This is a genomic window from Bythopirellula superficialaquae, from assembly GCF_059632245.1.
This window is the reverse complement of sequence record NZ_CP197426.1, coordinates 1,675,403-1,698,543: the sequence shown is the minus strand read 5'-3', so window position 1 is coordinate 1,698,543 and position 23,141 is coordinate 1,675,403. Positions and strand designations below refer to the sequence as shown.

The following is a 23,141-nucleotide window of genomic DNA, read 5'->3' as shown; positions in this document are numbered from 1 at the left end:
AGTTTGCTCATGAGTTGTACTTCAATGATTAGAACTCGCCGATTGGCATTCGCGATCGTGCTGGGATTCGTAGCCCAGTCTGTAGAAGCTGCGACCAGTGCCTATTGGCGACACGAAGAGGGGCCCGCGGGCGGATCGATCGCGGCAGGGCCAGCATCGGTGCTTGATGCTTCGGGCAACGGCAATCACATGCGGACATTTGACCCAACGTTTACGTCGGCGACATATTCCTCGTCGGTTTCTCCTCTGCCATTACGCAGCGGATTGGCCAACACGTTGTCCCTCGACTTTGGACCGGGAGGCGACGATGCCGGACTGAACGACGACAACTATTCCGAAGGAGCATCCGTCAATTCGCAGTTGTTTAGTGCCATGACTGTCGAGCTCGCATTCAATATGAATTCCATTGGAGGCTACCAAGCTTTGTTCGGAAAAGATGGCAAGCCGACGCCGAGTGTGGTTCCGCCATTGAAAGTGCTTATTCGTGGCGATGATTTTCCCAATGCAATTCCGAATCAATTGTTTGTCGAGTGGATTGACGGCGATGGTGATATCCACTTTCTCGCCGGAGGTGAATCCGTGACGGCTAATAACTGGAATCACATGGCATTTGTGTTGTCCGATACCACGGCGGAACTGTATTCGGCGGATGAGACTGGTAACTACAAGTTGCTCAGTTCTCTGACGGGCCAGGATTTCGCGGGTCCATCGGGAGAGGTGTTGATCAACGATCCCACGAACTTTTCAGTTGGTCGGGGTATGTTCAACAACGGCGTGGCCGACTGGTCGGACGCCTTGATCGATGAAGTTCGAATCAGCGACGTAGCGCTGACTCGTGATGAGTTTTTGTTTGTTCCTGAACCCACGTCGCTTTGTTTAGCAGCAATGGGTTTGGTTGGGCTCTTACGGCGAGGTCGCCGGTAAGCGGCTTGCTAGAAGAAATCAAAGGTTCGGCGGGGCTTTGGGGGCAGGGCCTCGCCGAACTTGTCTCGAAGGATAGTAAGAGGTGGTGCGATGAAAAGGTTTGATCGTTCTCGTTCAGGATTTACGCTCGTCGAGCTGTTGGTCGTTATTGCGATCATCGGAGTGCTGGTTGCGCTCCTGCTGCCAGCCATCCAAGCGGCCCGCGAAGCTGCCCGGCGTTCGCAATGCTCGAATCAACTCAAGCAAATTGCACTGGCGTGGCAGATGCACCACGACACGCATCAATTTTTTCCTTCCGGAGGTTGGGGCTACGCATGGATCGGAGACCCTGATCGTGGCACGGGTAAATCTCAACCTGGAAGTTGGGCGTACAGTATTCTTCCTTACTTAGAGGCGGGCAACATTCATCAACTTGGTTCAGGGGGTACCGCCGCGGCGAAACGGGAAGGCCTCACGCAGTTGGCACAAACGCCAGTTGCGACTTTCTATTGTCCAAGCCGCAGACCACCGAATGCTTATACGAATGCCGATGCAGGGCTTGGTGATGGCATCAACTTCAACTTTGGGAATCCCCAGGTACTTGCTCGGACAGATTTTGCGGCGAACCTAGGGCCATTAATTAGGGTTGGATTTGGTGACCCCACGATTAATGGGAATTTATATCTAAATCAGTGGGGTAAAGGGCCGACGCCAACGCAAGCTGATCAAGGGACGGATTTTTATCACTCCAAGTTCGATGCATTCAACAAACTGTTAGGCATCGTCTACCAGCGAAGTGAAATCGAAATGAAGCACATATCAGACGGTACTTCGAATACCTATATGGTCGGTGAAAAGAACATTAATCCAGATTTTTACGACGGTGGTCGAACGTCCGAGTCTGAAGAAAAAGATATCGGTGATGATCAAGGTGCTTGGATTGCAGATGATCTGGACTCTTCTCGCGTTACAGGCCCAGCCACAATTGCCGAGGCCAGGCCGGCGCCCGATCAGCCCGGATTTAACTGGTTTCGGGCATTTGGCAGTGCTCATCCAAGTACGTTCTTTATGGCTATGTGTGATGCTTCAATCCAAGGTATATCTTACGACATTGATCCCGTTGTTCACGATGCCCTTGGCACTCGCAATGGTGGTGAAACAATATCAGCAGGGTTTTAGTTTACCCAAAAACTGTCTTTGGCCTTGTACCTCATAAAGCTTTATCATGGTTCATAATTGTTTTACGATTTTTTCATTGAGCGTATTTCTCTGTCTTGTGGCTGTGGGCTGCAGTGGTCGGCCAGGTCGCATCAGCACTCCCGGTGTCGATCCCGATGACGCGGCCCAGGAAGCGATTACACTCTACGATAAAGATTCCGACGGACAGTTTAATGCTGAAGAATTAGCTGCCAGCCCGCCTTTGCTCAATGCCCTGCCGGCATATGACATCGACAAGGACGGGTCGTTGTCACAGGCGGAGCTTATCGCCGGTATGCAAGGCTGGTCGAAGCGAGGTATTGGTGCGGTATCCGTTCCTTTTTTGGTGCGACTCGATGGTAGGCCACTTGAGGGTGCACAAGTAAAACTTACTCCAGCGACATTTTTAGGAGGTGCGATTCAGCCTGCGAGTGGTACTACTGACGCAACAGGCGTTGGGTCACTTGAGATCGTCGCAGAAAGTCGCCCGTCTGATTTTCCCAAGAATCTCCCCGTGATGCAGCCTGGATTGTATCTCGTCGAAATCACGCACCCAACAATTCCCATCCCCGAAGTCTACAACACAGCCACCACGCTCGGTATCGAAGCGGGATTGGCCGGACAAAATCCTGCAGGCGTGACTTGGGACCTTCAATCAAAAAAAAAGTAGGTATGTAATTCTTGTCGCTGACACTTCGCCGTCGGACAACGGCGATTCGGAACAGATCACCAGAGAGCAACCCGTGCCTAGACAACCATTGACATCAAATTCGTCCGCTGCTGCGCCGCGGCATTTAGCCATCGAGCGCCTCGAATCCCGAGCGATGTTGGCTGGTACAGGCTTGACCGGACAGTATTTTCACAACGAAGATTTCACGGGCCTCGCCGACGAGCGCACCGAGGCGGTCGATTTTAATTGGGGTCCGGCTTCTCCGCTGCCGGGGCTAGATGCCGACAACTACAGCGTGCGGTGGACTGGCCAAGTTGAGGCTCTTCACTCCGAAACGTACACGTTCTACACCACCAGCAATCAGGGCGTGCGATTGTGGGTGAACGGCCAACTGTTGGTCGACAATTGGGAACCACACAACTCAGAAACTGATACGTCCACAATCTCGCTGGTTGCCGGGCAAAAGTACGACATCCGTCTCGATTATTACGAGCAATTTGGCAGCGCTAACATTTCGCTCGAATGGTCGAGCGCCAGCCAGGCGCGTCAGATCATCCCAGCCACACAGTTGTATGCCAGCCCCGAAGGCTTGCGTGGTCAGTACACCGATTCCTTCGGTGGCAACGCTGTCCGAGTCGATTCCGCGGTCAATTTTAATTGGGGCACCGGACGTCCACATCCCTCGGTGGCTGTCGATCAAGTCAATGTGAAATGGACGGGACAGATTCGCGTCGACTATTCCGAGGATTACGTTTTCTCAATCACCAGTGACGAAGGCGCGCGGTTGTGGATTGGCAACGAACTGGTCATTGATGATTGGACGGCTCATCCCACCCAGACGGCTCAAGGCACAAAAAAACTGGAAGCCGGTAAGTGGTATGACATCCGGCTGGAATATTTCGACAAAACTGGCAGCGCCCAAATCGACTTCAAGTGGTCGAGTGAGCAACAAACCGGCGAGAATGTGTTTCAAGTCGTCCCCAGCTCGAACCTACGCGCCGCCGCGGCGACTCCATTACAGTTCACCAACCCGCTTGGTCCCGGAGCCGATCCGAATGTCATGTTCTGGGAAGGCCAGTACTACATGGTCAACACCACGGGCAACAATGTCCGCATGGAACGTGCCGAGCGACTGGAAGATATTCACATCAGCACTCCCGAAAGCGCTTCAACGGTTGTTTGGACGCCGCCACCGGGAACGAATTATTCCGAGCAGGTGTGGGCCCCCGAATTGCACCGGCTTAACGGCAAGTGGTACATCTATGTCACTGCGTCTAATGGTAACAATGCTACCCATCGGATGTACGTGCTTGAGCGCGACGATCCCAATCCGATGGGGCCGTACACTTTCAAAGGGCAACTGAACACCGGCGGCTGGGCCATCGACGGCACGCCGATGACCTGGAACGACCAACTCTATTTCGTTTGGTCGGGTTGGCCCGGGGCGACCGACGGCCAGCAGAATCTTTACATTGCGCCGATGTCCGATCCGCTCACGATCAGTGGCACTCGCTCGCTTATCAGCTCACCCACCTATGCTTGGGAACAACATGGCTTGCCGATCAATGAAGGGCCGCAAATCCTGAATCACAACGGCAAGTTGCACATTATCTACTCCGCCAGCGGCTACTGGAGCCAAAACTATGCGTTGGGTCGGCTCACGTACGATGGGGTGGGACCGATCACGAGTGCATCGTCGTGGCAAAAGGCGGCTACACCGGTCTTCCAGCGTGCGGGCGACATCGTAGGCACGGGGCACGCCTCGTTCACGACCTCGCCGGACGGTACGGAGAATTGGATTGTCTACCACGCGCATCATGACGCCGACAACTGGCAGGACGATCGCGACGTTTATATTCAACCATTCACGTACAACGCTGATGGCACGCCGAATTTTGGCCCGCCGGTTCCGGCCACTACGCCTATCAATGTGCCGTCTGGCCCCGCCGATCCCGAACGAGAATTTCTCAACGGAGATTTCGATGCCGATGGCACGGTCGGGCCCTCCGACCTTGTTGTGTGGCAAGCCCAGTATGGATTGTCGTTGTTCCCGGGAAGCTCGGCCGACTTTAATGCGAACGGCGTGGTTGATGGCCGCGACTTCCTGGCTTGGCAGCGTAACTACGCCACGACCGCTTTGCCCGACGAGACTTTGGCTTATTGGCGACACGAAGGTAGTACCGCAGGGGCGTTGATCCCGCCTGGTCCCAATAGCGTCGTCGATAGTTCGGGGCATGGTAATTACATGCGGACCTACGACCCCGCGTTCACATCGGCAACTTACACGACATCCGTCTCGCCGGTGCCTTTGCGGAGCGGATTACAGAACACATTGTCGCTCGATTTTGGTCCCGGTGGTGATGGAGCAGGGCTGAATGACGATAATTACACAGATGGCAAGCCGATTAATTCACAACTCTTCACGGCGATGACGCTCGAGTTGGCGTTCAACATGAACACGATCGGTGGCTTTCAAACCTTGCTCGGCAAAGACGGCAAACCGACCGCCAGCGCCGTGGCTCCGCTGCAAATCAAAGTTCGTGGCGACAGCTTTCCCGATGGCACGGCCAATCAACTCTTTGTGGAATGGATCGATGGCGACGGCGACGTGCATTATTTATCAAGCGGCACGACGATGACGGCCGGCACGTGGAATCATGTCGCCTTTGTGCTCTCATCGAATCACGCGGAGTTATACTTGTTGGGCGAAACCGGCGAATACCAACTCGTCGATTCCAAGAGCGGCGATGATTTCGCCGGAACAGGTGGCCAAGTCCTCTACAATTCCACTGGTAACTTCAGCGTTGGCCGAGGCATGTACGATGGTAATGCCGCGGATTGGACGGATGCCTTCATCGACGAAGTTCGCATCAGCAATCGGTCACTTGAAGTGTCCGAATTCTTGTTTGAACCCGTGCAAACGGTACAGGCCCTGACGGCAGAAAATACAAGCACGACAGATGATAATGATGCCATTGTGTTCGCCCGCATGACACCGCTGATAAGTGCTGAGCAATCAAGTTTCAATTCGGCCGAGTTCCAACTCGTCTGGGAGCTGTTGCATGCCGATCAAATTCGCGCTTTGCAATTCAATTCGGACTCGTCTGTGATACAAGGCACGGTAAATTCTGATCTTGATCTGGTTTTCGATGCCGAGGCGGAAATTAGTCTGTCCGAAGAGTTCTTACTTTCGCTTGATGATGCCTTGGAAAGCCTGTTGTCATAAGGAAAGAATTTTGGAACGAATTACCCTGCCGCGCCGTAGATTCTTGCAAACCACCGCAGCTACAACGGCTGCGCTGGTTCTTTCTAGGAATTCTTTAGCTTCGGAATTGTCGAAATACACGAATCCAGTTTTTCCCGAGAGCATGCCCGACCCAGGCGTGTTAAAATTCGACGGACGCTATTACGCTTTCGGCACGACTGGCGCTACTCGGGTCGATGGCCGGGTTTTCCGTGTACTCTCGTCCGACGATCTCGTTAGTTGGCAAGAGATAGGCGGCGCATTGCAACCTCCGCTTGAGAATCCAAAAGTCCAATATTGGGCACCCGAGGTCGTGCATCACAACGGGACATTCTATTTGTATTATTCCGCTGGTACGTTGCCCGACCTAAATTTCTCGATTCGCGTCGCCACGAGCAAGCAGCCCGAAGGTCCGTATGTCGATAACGCCATGCCATTGAAAGATGGCGAGTCAGCACCGTTTTTCATTGATGGACATCCTTATCAAGGTGACGACGGCAGTTGGTATTTCTTCTACGCCAAGGATTTTCCCAACACCGAAGATGGCTGCATGGCGGGGACTGGTATCGTCGTCGATCGCTTATTGGATATGACTCGTCTCGCAGGCAAACCGCGTGTTGTTGTACGTCCGCGGTATGCTTGGACATTGTTTGAAGGCAATCGCAAGATGGATCTTTATGACGGGCAGATTTTCGATTGGCACACCATTGAAGCACCCTGGGTGGTTAAGCACGATGGCCGCTACTATTGCTTTTACAGCGGTTCAAACTTCGGCACGCCCAACTACGGCGTGGACTATGTCGTAGCCGATGCCGTAATGGGGCCATATTCCGAACAGGGGCAATCGGCTCGCGTCTTGCATGAAGTTCCAAGCGTTGTGCGAGGCCCTGGGCATCATTCCATCGTTATCGCGCCCGATGGCAAAACCGAAGTCGTGGTCTATCATGCTTGGGATAAAGCCATCACAAAGCGGCAAATGTGCATCGATCCGCTGATTTGGACCGCCGACGGTCCACGCTGCACAGCATCTTGAGGGCATCATGATCGGACTTCAAGTTGCCTACCACTATCTATTCAGCCTGGATGAGTCTCAAGGACCTCATTAAGGTGATCCATCATGCGTGTTACTCTAGTCATATCTATGGCGATTCAGAAACTTGCCGGACACTTCATGGTTCTGACAGCAGCGGTAGCGGGACTTTTGATTCATCCGATTGTGAATTGAAGCTAGGTTTTCTGCTGATAGGGAGGTATTCGATAATGCCTCTCAGCAGGTTTGGTCGATGAACCAGAGAGGTTTTGCTGCACGACGCCATTTGCCACAGCCAGCATTTCCGCTTGTCGCGGTATCTGTTGGTTCCTATAGTACAGCGAAGGACTCACGTTTTCATGGTTCACCGCTGCCTCACCCTTGTGCTTGTCACGGCCTACCTCGCCACCCAAATGGCGCTGGTGCCTCACGCCCATGACGACAGCCAGCATAGCCCTGAGGCGCGCCCACACGTCCACGTTTCATGGTTGGATGGAGAGCACTCTCATCACGCTGGCCACACTCATCGTGCCAGCCATATTCACCACGTAGACCACGCTCACCATCACGGCACCGAAGGCGAACACGTTGCCGCTCCACAATCGGAGCCAGCGAACCAGCCAGACCACGAGAGTGACGCCGTCTACTTATCCGAAGAAACTCCGACGATTTCATCAGGCCCAGAGTTTGATGTCGTCAATAACCTGCTCGTTATAGCGACGTTCTCCACCGTCGCAACAATTAGTCCTACCGAACTATCGACGGCTTGGGCTAAGCCTAATTTCTCGGATAAATGCAGTCCCGCTTGTCCGCTCTATCTGGCACTGCGCACATTGCGCATTTGAGCTAGCGCTCTTCGCTGCCCGCTTTCGCCGTTACTCAAAGTGACGGCCCGCTCTTGGCGGCATTCCCAGTGTTGCAGTGAATTTGAATCGCTGCTCTCCACTCTGTTTTGCGTCGTTTCTATCTAGGTGCGTTATGGTTCGTCCAATCGTGCAATTGACTATTGTGAGCTGCGTGCTGGCGGCGATCTCTGGCGGCATTTGGTGGAGCTATCGACACTGGCAACCAAGCTCACCTGCCAATGCTAAAGACGCGGCACCGCCTGTCGAGGCCGAAGCCGGTCCCACAGACACGATTATCGTGGGGGATCAAGCGCAGAAGAATTTGGGTCTGACAGCTAAGCGACTTCAAACCGAAGTTTTTTGGAAGACAATCGCTATTCAAGGTATGATCGTCGATCGCCCTGGGATGAGTGACCGCGAAGTCGTCGCACCGGCCATCGGAACCATCAGTCAAATCTTTCATGTCCCTGGTGATATGGTTCGTCCTGGTGACATCCTATTCACCCTCAAGCTGGCCAGTGAATCGCTCCAACAAACACAGACCGAATTATTCAAAACAAGCCAAGATATCAAGCTCGCCGAGGCACGCCGCCAACGACTCGCAAGCGGCGGTGAAGCCATCGCCCAGGCCCGCATTATCGAAGTCGAAAACGAAATCTCTCGCCTGAAGATCGCCGCTCAAGCCTACCAGCAAGAGCTAATCAATCGAGGTTTATCACAAGATGAAATCTACGGCGTGGCGGAGGGAAACCTGCTGAGTGAAATCTCCTTGGTTGTACCGCCACGGGCGACCTTCCAGACGTATCCCGTAACTCCTGTCGAAGAACAACCGTTTGCCTACGAGTTCCAAGAACTCAAAGTCGAACTTGGAGAGCAAGTGCAGGCCGGCCAAACGCTTTGTCACCTCTCCAATCACCAGTTACTTGCCGTCGAAGGCCGAGCCTTTCGTGATGAAACCTCCCTCTTAGAGCGGAGCGTCAAAGAAGGCTGGCCCGTGGAAGTCGATTTTCAGGAAGACGCCGAGGCCGACTGGCCACCCATGGAACAAGCGTTTCTGATCCGCTACATCGCTAACACGATTGACCCCATCACGCGCACTTTTGGTTTTCTACTGCCATTAGAGAATCAATATAAGACCGTCGATCATGGTGACACGCGGCAATTGTTGTGGAGATTCAGACCAGGGCAGAAAGTTCTCTTGCGCATTCGCGTTGAGAAACTAATCAATGTATTTGTGTTGCCTGCCGACGCTGTCGTCTGGGAGGGAGCGGAAGCCTATGTCTTTACCCAGAACGCCAACACATTCGAGCGTAAGAGCGTGCATGTCTTGTATCGTGATCGCGACCGAGTGGTGCTCGCTAACGACGGTACGTTTCCGACTTTCAAGAGGGGCCAAGAGCAGTCAACGATTGCTGCCATCGCCCAGACAGCTGCTGCTCAATTGAACCGCATGACAAAGTCGGGTTCCGGCGACGTACCGAAAGGCTTCCACATCCATGCGGACGGCAGCCTCCACAAAAACGAAGACGAAGCCCAGCGCTAGTGGTGCAGTAAAAGGAATTATCATGCTCAACTCCGTCATTCGTCTCGCCTTGCGTTATCGCACGTTGGTCCTGGCTGCCTCCTTGGTGGTACTGGTCTATGGCGGCTATTTAACGACAACCATTCCGATTGATGTTTTCCCCGACCTCGACCGGCCACGGGTGGTCATTCTCACCGAATGTCCGGGGCTCTCCCCGGAGGAAGTCGAAACGCTCGTCACGCTCCCGATTGAAACCGCCCTCCTAGGGGCGTCTGGAGTGGAAGCGGTTCGTAGTCAATCCAGCCAAGGCATGAACGTCATCTATGTTGAGTTCGATTGGCGTACGGAAATTCGCTATGCCCGCCAAGTCGTCATGGAACGACTCGCCGCCGTCCCGATGCCGGAGGGCATTCGACCGCAAATGACGCCGCCCGCTTCGATCATGGGACAAATCCTGCATGTCGGTCTTCATCACCGCAACGGGCCACAAGGGGGCGACCTCGCCCAAGTCGGCGACAGCAAATTTGTGGCAGAGCGAACTGAGGTCGAGGGCCAGATAGAACTTGTGGTCTGGAATCCACGCGAGCATAACAACCTCGCCAGTTGGGAGAAGGTACCCATCGAGAACTTAGTCTGGGAAGGAACCGCTGCTCATCCCAAGGTTTCCTTCCTCCTCGCCGGTCGGCCCCACTCCGTCAGCTTCAGAACGCCCTTAGAAGAACGGATGGATTTGCGTACGACTTCCGATTGGATCATTCGTCCACGACTGCTCAAGCTCCCCGGCATTGCCGAAGTCATCATCATGGGAGGCGACATCAAGCAGTATCAAGTGCTCGTCGATCCCGCCAAATTGCAGGAGTATAACGTCTCGCTCCAAGATATTGAGGCGGCGATTAAAGCCAATAACCTCAACACGAGTGGGGGGTTCCTGGAAGAGGGACAGAACGAGCGTCCGGTGCGGATCATCGGCAGACTGGGACCATTGCCGCAACAAGTCGTCGAAGACCTCCTTAAAGTCCCCGTCAAATTGAACGCGGAACGGCCCGTACTGCTGCGGCACGTAGCGACCGTAAGAGAAGGACCAGCTCCCAAACGTGGGGATGCCAGCATCGACGGCAATCCAGGTGTGGTCATCACGATTGTCAAGCAACCGCATGCCGATACTCGCAAGCTCACCCAGCAAGTCAAAGCGGCATTGCGCGACTCTCAGGCGACACTGCCCGCTGATATTATCATCAACACCGACTTGTTTCAGCTCAAAGGTTTTATTGATCGCGGTATTTATTATGTTGAGGAAGCGCTTGTTATCGGGGCGGTACTTGTCGTCATTGTGCTGTTTCTGTTCCTCCTCAACATTCGCACCACATTCATCACCTTGACAGCCATACCGTTGTCGCTGGTGATTACGACTCTCGTTTTCCGATTGATCGGAACGCTCACAGGCACCGAGTTGTCTATCAACGTGATGACCCTTGGCGGTATCGCGGTCGCGATGGGCGAACTCGTGGATGATGCTATCGTCGATGTGGAGAATATCTTCCGGCGGCTCACCGAAAATAACGCCTCGCCAACTCCAAAGCCGCCACTGTGGGTGGTCTATGAAGCGAGCAGCGAGATTCGGTCAGCCATTGTGTTCGGCACGGCGGTTGTGATCCTCGCCTTTCTGCCGCTATTCGCTCTGTCGGGTGTGGAAGGTCGACTCTTCATACCTTTAGGCCTCGCCTACATCGTTTCGATCCTAGCCTCGCTTGTTGTCTCACTCACAGTGACACCTGTCCTGTCGTACTACTTATTGCCGCAATCGAAAGCGACGCATCGTCACGGAGACGGGCTTATGTTGCATTGGCTCAAGTTACTAGCAACACCGCTGATTCGCTTCAGTATGCGGCACGCGGGTATGTTGTTGGCGATCACTTGGATACTTGTGGGCTTTAGCGTTTGGCAGCTTTCCCGCATGGGTGCCGATTTCCTCCCCAAGTTCGATGAGGGAAGCGTCCAGATCAACGTGGCGCTTCCAGGCGGCTCGTCACTCAAGGCGTCAAACGAAGTGTCCGATGTCATTGACCGCAAGCTCGCATCTATGCGGATAACTGATAAGAACCCTAATGGCCCCATATTACATTTTGCAAGGCGGACGGGCCGAGCGGAACTCGATGAACATGCTCAGCCGGTAAACGTTGGTGAATACATTCTCACGATGAACCCCCATGCGGCAACACAGCGTGATGAGTTCTTAAAAACTGTCCTCATTGATTTGCGAGCAGAAGTCCCCGGAGTCGAAATCGAAGCCGAACAACCTCTCTCCCACCTCATCAGCCACATGCTCTCGGGAGTGAACGCTCAAGTCGCGGTGAAGATTTTCGGCGATGACTTGGACAAGATTCGTCAAATTGCTGGCAATGTTCGTGCGGCCTTGCAGGAAGTGGCTGGAGTAACGCCGCCGATCATTGATCCTCAAGAGCGTATCGATGAACTGCACGTTGTGTTGAGGCCAGATGACCTAGCTCTCCACGGTGTCAGCCGCGAGTTCGTCGCTAAATTTGTGCAGACCGCTTTGAAGGGAGAATCCGTCTCCAAAGTGCTGGAAGGCCAGCGCCGCTTTGATTTAGTGATTAAGTTGGAAGAGCCCTATCGTTCCGACCCCGACTTTTTGAGGGAGTTACGACTAGAACTGCCTGACGGTCGCGGGCAGTTGCGGTTGAAGGACGTGGCGGACTTTCCTGCAGCCGCCAGCGGGCCGAATTTGGTGAACCGCGAGAACGTCCGTCGCAAACAGACTGTGCGATGCAACATCACGGGCCGCGACTTAGCAGGAGCGATTGAAGAAATCGAACAAAAAGTTAAACAGCGCGTCCAACTCCCCGCAGGGTACTTCATCGAATTCGGCGGACAATTCGAAGCTCAGCGTTCAGCAACACGGCTCATCACTGGATTGGCCGGTGTTTCTCTCGCGGGCATTTTTGTCGTGTTGATGATGCTTTATCCCTCGGCACGTATCACGTTTCAAATTCTCAATGCCATCCCGACGGCATTTATTGGTGGAGTGTTGGCTTTGATGATTACGCAGCAAACTCTAACCGTGGCCAGTCTCGTTGGTTTCGTTTCGCTCGGGGGAATCGCAGTCAGGAACGGCATCCTACTAGTGACGCATTACTTTCATTTGATGAAAGAGGAAGACCAGCCATTTTCACAGGCCACGATCTTACGCGGCAGTTTGGAGCGATTGTCTCCGGTGCTCATGACCGCACTCACGGCGGGGATTGGTTTGGTGCCCTTGGTTGTCGGAGGCAAGAAACCTGGTTTGGAAATTCTTTATCCAGTCGCCACGGTGATTCTTGGCGGTTTGAGTACGTCCACATTTTGTGAGTTTCTGCTGCATCCTGGTTTGTTCTGGAAGTTTAGTGGCAAGGACGCCGAGCGATTGGTAAACAGCGAAAGTTCAGAGAACGATTTGCTGCAAAGTGTTTGAAATGACAAGTTGTTTCTAGTTTTCTAATGAGAGGGAAAGTGTGATGAAGTCCATGAAATTGATGTCTCAAAGTTTTCTGGTTGCTGCCTTGCTGCTCGCAAGTAACTCTATGTTGAGTGCGGTCGAACATGCGCCACATGGCGCGGGGCCCAACGGCGGCGTGGTGTTTGACCTGGGGAGTTACCATGCGGAATTCACAGTCGATCACGACAAACAGGAATGCACCATCGTGTTCCTCGGGGCCGATGAGAAATCGCCAGCCAGCGTGGCAGCGACCGAATTCATTCTGATCACTAAAGCGACGAAAACGGCAGAGGGTAAGAAGGTTGAACCCCTAACCGTGGTCATGCTGCCAGTTGATGGAAAAGAGGGCAAAGCCTCGAAATTTGTGGGCACCGATCCGGGCATCGGCAACGTCGCTGACTTTGCAGGCGCACTTTCCGGCGAGATTGATGGCAAACCAGCGATGGGAGAGTTTACGGAAACCGCAGGAGAACATGGTCACGGCCATGAACATGCCACTCCGCATGATGGGGTTATTGCCGGCCTGAAAGGAAAGTCTGGCGAAGAGGTTGGCTTTGTGGAACTGAAACTCCACGATGATAAAGGCGATCTTGAATTGTGGCTCGGCAAGGATCGCCAATTGAAAGAGCCTTTGGATCTCCCAGCCGAGACGAAAATCAATGTCTCCTTCAAAGATGTCGCTGGAAAGACAGCTACTCTCGCTGTGCGAAACAATGAGAAAAACGAAGATGAAGAAGGAGAGGCCAATCTACGCGACGGCATGACAAACTATTTCATATTCCCAGGCAGTTCTGGGCAAGACCCAAGCTGGCTGATAGGTAAGGAATTCAAGTCGAAGGTGGAAGTTACTTTGACTGCTGATGGAGAGAAATATCGCTCGGAAGAGTTTGTGCTTATCCCACACACTCATGCCGATGGACACACTCACCCCCATGAATAATTTGCTTCCGGTAATAAAGATATGGTGGTATAGGTGAACTATGAATCTTTGGAACATCTTACGAGTTCTAATTGCAGCAGTCACCATCGTCGCAGTGGCGGAGTTGTCCAAACGCTATCCGCGCTATGGTGCCCTGCTGTTGTCGTTGCCGATTGTCAGCATCTTGGCATTCGCCATGGGTTGGCATCAGCATCATGACATGGGGGCGATCTCCAAGCTCGCAAGAGAAACGTTGATTCTGGTTCCCTTAGGCCTACCGTTCTTTGTGCCGTTTGCGTTTGCCAACGAATTAGGCATTGGATTTTGGCTGGCGATGGCTCTAGGGATCGGATTAGCTGCGGCGACAATTGGCGCTTGGTTCCTGCTGGGACCCAATAGTTAGCCAGCGTGACCTTCGTGCCGTGATAGCAGAGCCAGCGTCATTACAGCCGTAATAAGCCGAAATCTGGAAAGAATGGCAAAGAAAATTGGAATCATCTAAATAGGTTATCCAAACAGAAGAAACTGGACGAAATCACGATATGGCAAGGACTCGCCATCGCGCGGGAAGGATTCCCAGCATGAACCAATTCTATGATCACCGCTGCTATAAGCCATGCCAATGGCCTACCTTAATCCGGTCAGGTCTAGGCCTTGCACTGGCATTCAGCATAGCATCCGTCAGCTTAGCTGATGAGATCATCACACTACAGTATCCCGAGAGCATTGTCGCCAAGGGCGAAGCTCTGCCCATACCAAAGCCAGTGCCATTGCCAGCAACAGATGAACCTGCCGTTCTGACTCTGGAAGAACTAGAGCAGATGGCACTCGCGGCAAATCCCTCGGTGCGAAGAATGTGGGCGTTGGTCGGTGCGGCTCGTGGTAACTTAGTACAAGTGGGACTACCTCCCAATCCAAGCGTTGGTTATGAAGGCCAGCAGCTGGGGAGCGGCGGACTTGCTGAGCAGCACGGTGTCTTGTTCAGTCAAGAATTTGTTCGCGGCGGTAAATTGCGACTTAACCGGGCCGTTGCAGAACGGGAGCGAATGCAGGTTGAGCAAGAACTTGCCGCCCAAGAGCTGCGAGTTCTCACAGATGTGAGAATTGCCTACTACGAAGTTGTGTTGGCTCAACGACAAATTCTGCTCACTGACAATTTAATTCGGATTAGCGGTGAGGGTTCGCAATCGGCTGACGCATTGTTTCAAGCCAAGGAAGTTGGCCGTGTCGATATTCTCCAAGCACAACTGGAAATCGAGAACGCCCGAATCCTTGCACAGAATGCCCAGAATCGTCATGACGCGGCTTGGCATAGTCTCGCGGCGGTCGTGGGGGCTCCGGAGTTAACACCGCAGCCCCTCGAAGGTGACGCCGAACAACCACCCCGAGAATATGAGTTTGAGGAATCGCTGGCACGGCTCTTAGAGCTGAGTCCAGAGATTTCAGCCGCGGCGATAGAAGTTGAGCGAGCATGTCTGGCCTTGCAACGAGCCCGTGCTGAACCCGTGCCCAATGTGAACTTTCAAGGCTTGGTGAACTGGCAAGATAACGGCATCGGTGGCAAGCCCGATGGCGGGGTAGCCGTCAGCCTCCCCATTCCCTTCTTCGATCGAAATCAAGGAGCCATCGCTCGTGCCGAGCATGAAGTTGTCGCGGCTAAGCAAGCACTCTCTCAACTGAGTCTTGATCTCCAGAATCGCCTGGCGCCTATTTTTGAGCAGTACTCGAATGCCCGCAATCAAGTTGAGCGCTACAATGCGATTATCCTACCCGCGGCCCAAGAATCTTTGGACCTGACTCGACAGATGTATGAAGCGGGTGAGGCAAACTACACAGCATTGTTGACTTCCCAACGCACCTATTCGCAAACACAAATCAATTACTTGGATGCAGTACGGATGCTTCGTATTGCAGAAGTAGAGATCGAAGGTCTGCTTCTTCGTGGCAGTCTGCAAAACACTGTTACAACGACAGAAGTTCGCTCCAGTAACGGCGAATCATCCAATTCTGCTGAGCTTCTTGATTTTCGGGGTCGGTAGTCTGGATGTTTGATTTAGTCGCCTGAGAAGGCAGCTTCAATATGTAGACTGAATCCTATTCCTATGAAATGCATTTTGGGCTGATATCGCACTCAAGCTATAATCAGGCGAACCAGCAATTCAGATAGCACATTCCAAGGATAGCCGGAACATCAATGATCAGCGGCACGCGGGCATCGAGTTCAAAACTTGATGTCTTGCACCATTAGAAGAACATTGAGCTTGTCGGCTTGTGAACTTTCTTCCAAACGTGTTGTGCTTGAGAAAAAAACCAAGGCTCACAAATATCAGCAACGACCAAGTCGATAAACTCTGAAGGCGAGATCGTGTTGGCAAGGTTTTCTGGCATACCACTAGTCTTGCTGCATGTATGCTGCAAAAAAGCTGCAACCACGGCGGTGCTTTGCACGCGGATTCTGAGTAACTTCGACCAGTGGTAACTCCGGTCGAAGGCTATTTGTCCTGCTGATCGGATCACTACGATCCATTCTTAGGCGCACATCCAAAGCCGTTGATTCGGGTATTAAGCAACGAAACCAGCGACTCCTGTTTCTGTAAATTTAGAGATAAGTCCGGATAAAAGTTGGCAATCGCACCACAAATCCGAAAAGTGCAACTCCTGAAACATCCCAACGGCAAATCGCCCAATTGGTATGTTCGGTGGTGGGAACTTGTCGACAACATTCCAGGCAAACCCAAATGGAAGGAGATTTGGCGAACTACAGGCACAACCGTCAAGCGAGTTGCCGAACAGTTCCGCCGACAACTCGAGTTGGAACTGGAGATTGATATCAATAGCGTACTCGATTGGTTATGGGAACAGCTGGTCGATGAGTATGTAGAGATGCATCATGGCCGACTAACCCCGAAGACGATCGAGATCTATCAACTGAGTTTGATGAATTTGCGAAGGTAATGAATGTAAAGTCCCTTACAGAGATCAATCTCACTCTGTTGGAGAACTTCATACAAGCCAGATTGGCTGCGGGTGCCGCAGTGGCCACGGTCAATCGAGACCTCCGACATTTGAGAGTTCTATATCGTTGGGCCAAACGGCGCGGAGTACTTGACGACATCCCAGATTTCTTTGGACTTCTCATCGAAGAGGAACGTCGAGATCCAACGATCATGCCAGAAGAGGATTTCTTGGCGTTACTCGCGGCACTACGCCATCCTCAGCTCAAGCTTAAAAAAATGCCTCCTGACTGGTGGAGGATTTTTCTGTACCTCATTTACTATTTGGGCGTACGGCGGGGGGAAGCGCTGGGCCTGTTTTGGAGTGATATCTCCTTTCAAGCAAACGAGGTTCGCATTCGAGCCGGCACATCTAAGAGTCGTAAAGATCGAGTAGTTCCCATTGCCACAGAATTATCGGATGTCCTCAAGCAATGGAAAGATCGGAGTCCGTTCAACGCACCCAATGATTCTGTCTTGCCCTGGCCTTATGACACTTATCGCCAAGTCTATGTCGACTGGCATCTGATTCAGACTGCCGCAGGGATACCTGACGGGGAACATTATGTCCCGAAAGACTGTCGCTCCACCTGTGCATCAGAACTGACCGCCAACGATGTACCGACGGTCGTCGTACGCGACTTTCTAGGTCATGCCAGTGTGACGACAACCGAAAGATACTACATCAATACGAAACCCGGGATGCGAGCGGCAGCCCAGGTCCGCAAAATTGTCCGTGAGCCTGACGACCAAAATCAGGCCGATGAACAGGACGAAAAACAAGTTCTCTGAAAAATGTAGAACTCGCACTTTTTGAGAGGGCTGCTGGGATCAGAGAAATTGACGTAAGTCCTTATCCCAAAGAAGTACCGGAGGAGGGGGTCGAACCCTCACGCCCTTGCGGGCACTGGATTTTGAATCTGTTCAATAACGACTTACATCGACATCAGGGTATAGACACTATCCTATTTTCTCGGGAAATACGTCCCAAGGTCGAATTGCGTAGGGAAGTTTTTCCGAAGCATGTAGAACTCCTGTAGAACTTTTCTCAATCTACAATCCCCACTTGAGTGCTAACTTTCTACGTCTACAGTCTCAGGAATTCTTGGAACTCTCAATAGAACAAAAGCATAATTTCACTCAAGCCATTGGGTAAAGCAACATGAATATAGCAGCTTGCATAAATGCTGCAAGTTTGCTGCAAGTCAACCTCAAGTGTTTATGCAAGTGCATGGTAGGTTGCTAAGAGAGAATTTTTGGCACCTCCACTCCCCAAAAAACACAATGAACAACGAAGATCGAAATTGCGACCAGCAGGGTCCAGAAGTAGAAGAAAATTCGTCCAAAATCATCCTCGCGCTGCCGAAAACTGCGATTCGGGAACTGATTATGGAGATTCTTGAAGTAACTCTGAGCGTGCTGTCGTGGCCTCCAGGACGCGTCGCATTGAACGAGACTGAAGCTGCGGAAACCTGTGGCGTTAACCGTACGACGCTCAGGGACTTACGCCTCGCCGGAAAAGTGAAAGCAAGCAAAGTCGGTAAGCGATGGGTCTATACCCGGGACGATCTGCTGGGGGCTTTGAAAAGTCATGAAAATCTAGAAATTAGCAACTCTGCCAGGAGCTCCCCAAATAAGCAGCCCGATCCAGCCTTTGAGGTTTGCCGAAACCCCAAATCTGCCGGACCGTTCCCGCGAATTCGACCGCGATAGGTGATGGCCCAAATCCTCAAGGGAAGTGATGCTAAACAGCTTTCCCGTTTCCAAAGTGTCAGTCGACATTTTTTGCGACTTGTTGAAAAAAAGTTTCCGGCGCCAATTCCCACCCATGGCTGCTACGTGCCGTGAGACCCCTCAGCGTCTAAGTCGAGCCGTTGCCACTATTGCGAATCGCGTATCAATTCGTCAGTGTCTTTTTCCTGTCCACTTTCTGTCCGCAAATTGAGGAGGTCCTGATGGGATCAAAAACATCTACTCCCAAAAGCCTATGCGATAAGCTGATTGATTTTTGTACCAAATCTCCGCGATACTTCAAACCCGTCCGAAAAAGTTTGCTCGATAATGACTGGCACTCGCGTGAGCAAAGTCTGCTGGAACATAGGCAAGACGAGTTAGATGAAAATGCTCTTAGAGTTGAGTTCCACAAAATTCTCCGCCGAGACTTTGCACAAAGAAATGCTGACAAGTTTTCCGAACTGAAAACTTTGTGTCGCGATGCTTTTCGTGATATTACTGACAACGGGAAGCAGGCGATTCTCGGTGGATTGGCTAATTTGAACAGCTGGCACGAATCGATACGCAAGGTACCGAAAATCGAATTTCTGCCTCCAAAGCTTTATCCGGATGAGTGCCAAACGCTCGATGGTTGCGTCGGTCATCTTGACTATGCAAACTCCTTTGGTGCTCGGCTGTTATGGCAAATTACAGCAACAAACTTGCCGGAGTTGTTCGGCTACCCGCTTTCGATGCCCGATAGTTTATTCCTGCAACCATTTTGGACCCAAGTAAACCCTGTTCCACCCCCTCGCATAAGCACTTTTGAAGGCGTCAAACAGGAGTACGACTGTGTTCTCGATCAAAGAGCGCTCGATATGCTTGCTGAGGCTGTAACGCTTTGCAGCACAGTCGCTCTAGCCAGCTCCGCCTTTCATGCAAAGCATCGAAAACTGATTGAACCGTATTACGACTTAAACGACGACGGCTCACTTCAATGGGGTGCCATACGTGTGCCATTTGAGGACAAATCTGCGAAACTTTTTGCCCAGGCATTTGTAAGATACCGCGCTGGCAAAGACTTACCCGTAGATGACATCACAGGAGATCTTTGGCAAACGAAGCCTACACCAAACGGTACTTTGTCAAGCGATGCAAGTCGAATCTCTACAATCCTTGAAGGGTACTATGTTCCGCTACAGCTCAGATACTTTCATAAACGTCGGATATTCAAAATTGTTTATTACGGTGAAGGTCCAAATCCACTTTTTGCCGTATGATAATAATTAGCCAATTTTCGTTCAATTAAGATTTTCGATGCAGCCAACAGGCCTCTGTTGGCTCTTTCTATTTTGCGGTGGAGAAATACTGCGTAACCACTGCATAAATACTGCAGCTGCCTCGATGACGCGCTAACTCATCAACACGATACTGTGTTGAACATGTCTCGTTAAGCAGTTGTAGGTACAGAATCTCATGGCAGAGCCCTCACGCCAATCTCCCCCTGAAAAGATTAGCCAACTGCTCCAAGGCCATGCGCTAAAAGACGTTTTCGAGGAACTATTCCAATATTGTATGACAGGCGCCGACTTTGTGAGCCTCATGACGTTTCTCACATTCGCTGCATCCCTCAACAAGGCGCCAATATTCTTACAAGTCGTCTCGAGTTGGCCAGGGTGGGATGGAATAATGGTTGATCGCATTCTCAATCTTATACCCGCGAAAGTGAAGCAACCGACAACGGTCAAGGAACTTAACGACCTCAAGCAGAGTGCTTTCGAAGGTTGTAACATCATCTGGCCGCGACACGATGAACAGCGATTATTGCTACGCGCATGCGAACTTGCGGTCGGTGACCTTAATTCTCACGGACATTTGCCAGGAGTTCTGCTTGTTACTCAATCCAGGGCATTAGTAGGTCCGATTGGGCCATGCATTACATTGTTGACGCCAACTTCAAGCCGCTACCTAGTCGGATGTGGCTACCTTTACAGCTCTGGTGAATCGGACGCTGCCCAAGTTGCTAAAGTCAAATTGCAAAAGCTTCTGCAACAATTGGAATCATCAGAGCTGCCGACATGTTCATTCAGCCAACACATTAGATCGTCAAATCTTTCTCCCGATGAGAGCCTTGCGTTCTATCGGGTGTTGTTAGCGATAGCAGCGCTGAGAATTTCCTGGGAAACGATGGTTCAGAAGAGGACTGCAGTCAGCCAAGAATGCTCTCTTTGTGATTATAGAGTCGCTCGCGACCTGATGATCTCGATTCCACTAGCGCAGGACAACGGATCTTTGTCATCCAAAGCAATTGAGTTGGCATCAAAAATTCATCGTGGACTACAAACCGGGGAAATTGTCGGAGAAAGTCTTCCTGACGACAGTGAATTCTCCAGTGACGTTTTCAATAGGAAGCACCTGCAAGAATTTACAAGTTGGTCATACAACAGCATCAAAAAATATTTAAGCGAGCTCGAGGATGACGGAATTGTTGAGTCGACTCGAGCTTCTGCTGAGCGAGGACGAGGCACAAAAATCTACTTTCAGCTGGCTCGATCACCCCCATTTCTCCGCAGAAGCCGATTCAATTCGCTTCCTACTGCCGTCGAGATTGCAAATCTTTGCAATCTTGACGCGCAAACTTAACTTCTGCATTCGAAACACTTTAAGTTTGCTTTGCAGGATTGCGCGCCTTTTTTTTATATCACAACTCTGGTGACGTGGGTGCTGCGCGCCGCGACATCACCTAGTGCGAAAGGTTTTACGAATGATCTGTACTGCGACCTCCCCATTCGATGACGATCGGCAACTTGGCTTATTCGCCGATCTGATTGGCCTCGAAGCTGCGACACGTCGGATAACTAAAGCTCTCGCCTCAAATCGCGTTCCGCACATCATTTATCTCACCGGCCCGACGGGTGTTGGCAAAACCACGTTGGCAAGACTGATCGCCAAAAGCGTTAAGTGTGAGAACCGTAAAGCAGGGGAATACGAGCCCTGTGGTCGCTGTGACAATTGTCGAGCTTTCGACGAAAAAAGACTGTGGGGATTCGAGGAAAGACTCGCTTGTAAACTGAAGAAAGAAGATATTTTGGATTTAAATCTAGAATTGGAAAGGAAGGGCGACATCATTTTTCTCGACGAAATTCAAGACCTCGACAAAGATCTTCAGACACTATTGCGTGGTGTTATTGATAAACCAAAAGCGTTCCTCATTGCGGCGACGACCCATCGCCATCAAATTAACGACGCACTTTTTAGTCGACTGAAGTCGTATGAGTATAAATTGGGACGCCCAGGGGTTCCAATTATAGTCGACTTCTTCAAGCGAGACTTTGAGAAATACGATATCAAATATTCAAATGAACAGCAGCTGAAGCGAGCAGCTATTGGTCTCCATCGAGAAATGCGGTCCTGTGCAGAATTTCCAAGAAAAGTCTTAGTGGAAACAGATGGCGAACTGACCGACTCCTATCTAGATGAGCTGTTCGGCAAAGCGGGAGACGACAATCACCTCTCAAGCGATGATTCGATCGACGATGAAAATGGTTGGGGAGTTTGATTATTGATAGCCCATGGCCTTTACGGGCAAAACACGCCTGTTAATTAATAAGCCAAACCACCTTTGACAACCAAGCGGGCCGTGGAGACAGACGATCTCTACGGCCCGCTTCTTTTTTATACTATCACGTTGCAAGGCATGGCCAATCACTCACGGCGATTCTCACGCGAAGAGCCATATTCTGAAAATTTCAAAAGGAAGTTTTTATCAAGCCAAGCATTTTTTCTGGCATCTTTTCAATCGAGAAAACTATTCGGTTGTCAGTATGGATATCAGCGAAATGAATCCTCTCAAGGCTTGCAATCTTTGGGATTCTACTTTGCTAGTGCTGCTTTCATGGAACTCAACAACCCATGAAAGTTGAGCGTGACCAGCCATGTCGGTCACAAAAATCATAATAACCATCTACACGAACACGAACATTAAATTACAGAACTACAAAAAATACCAGGGCTGAAACATAAATTGGGTTGGGCATTAGAAGAATAAAACAAATAAGACTAGGGCAAAGATCAAGAATAAGAAACAGAACTAGAACTACGAAACAAATTACAAATTTAAAGAACAAGAATAAAAACAAGTAACTAAAACAGACCAAAGAACAAGATTATTAATTACTAAATATTGAACTAAAAGTGTGGTGACAACACTTAGAAAAAGATCACTTCATTTGTTTCAAGATGAACTTCGAGGCAGAAGAAACTTGAGAGATCAATTCTTCCTACTCTCTGTGAATCGAGAAACCATCAACGTAACCCAGCTTGACCACTAACTCCTGAAAAAAAGGAAACAAAACATGACTCTTTCAGTCTTAGAACCAGCACCGACAGAGGTGCGATTCGCGGGTAATATGCGGGTTTTGCACGTTCAAGTTCCAGAGCCAATCTTCAACCGAGCTAAAGCCCAAGCTCTTTTGCTCGGCATGAATTGGTCGGCTTTCGTCGTCGAACTGCTCAACGAGGCGAGTTCTTCGCTGGAGGCGTGCTCGTTTAAGTCGAAGCGCAACTAGTCTTCGTCGGAGTCTTGTTTCTCAAACCCTGAGGAAGGAACAAC

General features: G+C 51.2%; 19 protein-coding genes. 17 read left to right on the top strand and 2 right to left on the bottom strand.

Annotation, left to right across the window (positions count from 1 at the left end; all coding sequences use genetic code 11):
* The first annotated feature begins 9 nt into the window (after positions 1 to 9).
* From SH678x_RS06965 to SH678x_RS06945, 5 genes are all read left to right on the top strand, one after another.
* A complete protein-coding gene (locus tag SH678x_RS06965) occupies positions 10 to 924 on the top strand; it encodes a LamG-like jellyroll fold domain-containing protein (RefSeq protein ID WP_496922167.1) in 915 nt (304 codons plus the stop codon).
* Between the two features lie 90 nt (positions 925 to 1,014).
* On the top strand, positions 1,015 to 2,082 hold the full coding sequence (locus tag SH678x_RS06960) for a DUF1559 family PulG-like putative transporter (RefSeq protein ID WP_496922166.1): 1,068 nt from the start codon (positions 1,015 to 1,017) through the stop codon (positions 2,080 to 2,082).
* Positions 2,083 to 2,128: 46 nt separating this feature from the next.
* Complete coding sequence (locus tag SH678x_RS06955) at positions 2,129 to 2,770, top strand: EF-hand domain-containing protein (RefSeq protein ID WP_496922165.1); 642 nt, start codon at positions 2,129 to 2,131, stop codon at positions 2,768 to 2,770.
* 154 nt (positions 2,771 to 2,924) lie between these two features.
* On the top strand, positions 2,925 to 5,996 hold the full coding sequence (locus SH678x_RS06950) for a PA14 domain-containing protein (RefSeq protein WP_496922164.1): 3,072 nt from the start codon (positions 2,925 to 2,927) through the stop codon (positions 5,994 to 5,996).
* Between the two features lie 10 nt (positions 5,997 to 6,006).
* Positions 6,007 to 7,047: a glycoside hydrolase family 43 protein gene (locus SH678x_RS06945; RefSeq protein WP_496922163.1), complete on the top strand. Its 1,041-nt coding sequence runs from the start codon at positions 6,007 to 6,009 to the stop codon at positions 7,045 to 7,047.
* A gap of 479 nt (positions 7,048 to 7,526) precedes the next feature.
* On the opposite strand, the gene SH678x_RS06940 is transcribed toward SH678x_RS06945, so the two are convergent.
* Entirely contained in the window at positions 7,527 to 7,673 is a 147-nt protein-coding gene (locus SH678x_RS06940) for a hypothetical protein (RefSeq protein ID WP_496922162.1), read from the bottom strand.
* Between the two features lie 349 nt (positions 7,674 to 8,022).
* Between SH678x_RS06940 and SH678x_RS06935 the strand changes: the two genes are divergently transcribed.
* From SH678x_RS06935 to SH678x_RS06915, 5 genes are all read left to right on the top strand, one after another.
* Positions 8,023 to 9,432, top strand: a complete 1,410-nt coding sequence (locus SH678x_RS06935; RefSeq protein ID WP_496922161.1) for an efflux RND transporter periplasmic adaptor subunit — start codon at positions 8,023 to 8,025, stop codon at positions 9,430 to 9,432.
* A gap of 22 nt (positions 9,433 to 9,454) precedes the next feature.
* Positions 9,455 to 12,880 (top strand): efflux RND transporter permease subunit, encoded by a 3,426-nt coding sequence (locus SH678x_RS06930; protein WP_496922160.1) that lies wholly within the window; start codon positions 9,455 to 9,457, stop codon positions 12,878 to 12,880.
* A 43-nt stretch (positions 12,881 to 12,923) separates the two neighbouring features.
* Positions 12,924 to 13,844, top strand: coding sequence for a hypothetical protein (locus SH678x_RS06925; RefSeq protein ID WP_496922159.1), 921 nt, complete (start codon positions 12,924 to 12,926; stop codon positions 13,842 to 13,844).
* A gap of 40 nt (positions 13,845 to 13,884) precedes the next feature.
* Positions 13,885 to 14,226 carry a DUF3147 family protein gene (locus SH678x_RS06920; protein ID WP_496922158.1) on the top strand — a complete coding sequence of 114 codons (342 nt, stop codon included), beginning with the start codon at positions 13,885 to 13,887 and terminating at the stop codon, positions 14,224 to 14,226.
* Between the two features lie 178 nt (positions 14,227 to 14,404).
* Positions 14,405 to 15,862, top strand: coding sequence for a TolC family protein (locus tag SH678x_RS06915; protein ID WP_496922157.1), 1,458 nt, complete (start codon positions 14,405 to 14,407; stop codon positions 15,860 to 15,862).
* Positions 15,863 to 16,067: 205 nt separating this feature from the next.
* Here the strand turns inward: SH678x_RS06915 and SH678x_RS06910 are convergent, their stop codons facing one another.
* The gene (locus SH678x_RS06910) at positions 16,068 to 16,340 is read right to left on the bottom strand and encodes a hypothetical protein (protein ID WP_496922156.1); all 273 of its coding nucleotides are present in this window, start codon (positions 16,338 to 16,340) and stop codon (positions 16,068 to 16,070) included.
* 132 nt (positions 16,341 to 16,472) lie between these two features.
* Between SH678x_RS06910 and SH678x_RS06905 the strand changes: the two genes are divergently transcribed.
* The 7 genes from SH678x_RS06905 (at position 16,473) to SH678x_RS06875 (ending at position 23,097) form a co-directional block, all read left to right on the top strand.
* Positions 16,473 to 16,778, top strand: a complete 306-nt coding sequence (locus SH678x_RS06905) for a hypothetical protein (protein WP_496922155.1) — start codon at positions 16,473 to 16,475, stop codon at positions 16,776 to 16,778.
* Positions 16,778 to 17,608, top strand: coding sequence for a tyrosine-type recombinase/integrase (locus SH678x_RS06900; RefSeq protein WP_496922154.1), 831 nt, complete (start codon positions 16,778 to 16,780; stop codon positions 17,606 to 17,608). Before SH678x_RS06905 ends, SH678x_RS06900 begins: the two co-directional genes overlap by 1 nt.
* A 492-nt stretch (positions 17,609 to 18,100) precedes the next feature.
* Positions 18,101 to 18,529, top strand: coding sequence for a helix-turn-helix domain-containing protein (locus tag SH678x_RS06895; RefSeq protein WP_496922153.1), 429 nt, complete (start codon positions 18,101 to 18,103; stop codon positions 18,527 to 18,529).
* A 242-nt stretch (positions 18,530 to 18,771) separates the two neighbouring features.
* Positions 18,772 to 19,809: a hypothetical protein gene (locus SH678x_RS06890; protein ID WP_496922152.1), complete on the top strand. Its 1,038-nt coding sequence runs from the start codon at positions 18,772 to 18,774 to the stop codon at positions 19,807 to 19,809.
* Between the two features lie 409 nt (positions 19,810 to 20,218).
* The gene (locus SH678x_RS06885; protein ID WP_496922151.1) at positions 20,219 to 21,172 is read left to right on the top strand and encodes a hypothetical protein; all 954 of its coding nucleotides are present in this window, start codon (positions 20,219 to 20,221) and stop codon (positions 21,170 to 21,172) included.
* A gap of 121 nt (positions 21,173 to 21,293) precedes the next feature.
* Positions 21,294 to 22,088 (top strand): DNA polymerase III delta subunit-related protein, encoded by a 795-nt coding sequence (locus SH678x_RS06880; protein WP_496922150.1) that lies wholly within the window; start codon positions 21,294 to 21,296, stop codon positions 22,086 to 22,088.
* Positions 22,089 to 22,884: 796 nt separating this feature from the next.
* Complete coding sequence (locus SH678x_RS06875) at positions 22,885 to 23,097, top strand: hypothetical protein (RefSeq protein WP_496922149.1); 213 nt, start codon at positions 22,885 to 22,887, stop codon at positions 23,095 to 23,097.
* The last annotated feature ends 44 nt before the right edge of the window (positions 23,098 to 23,141 follow it).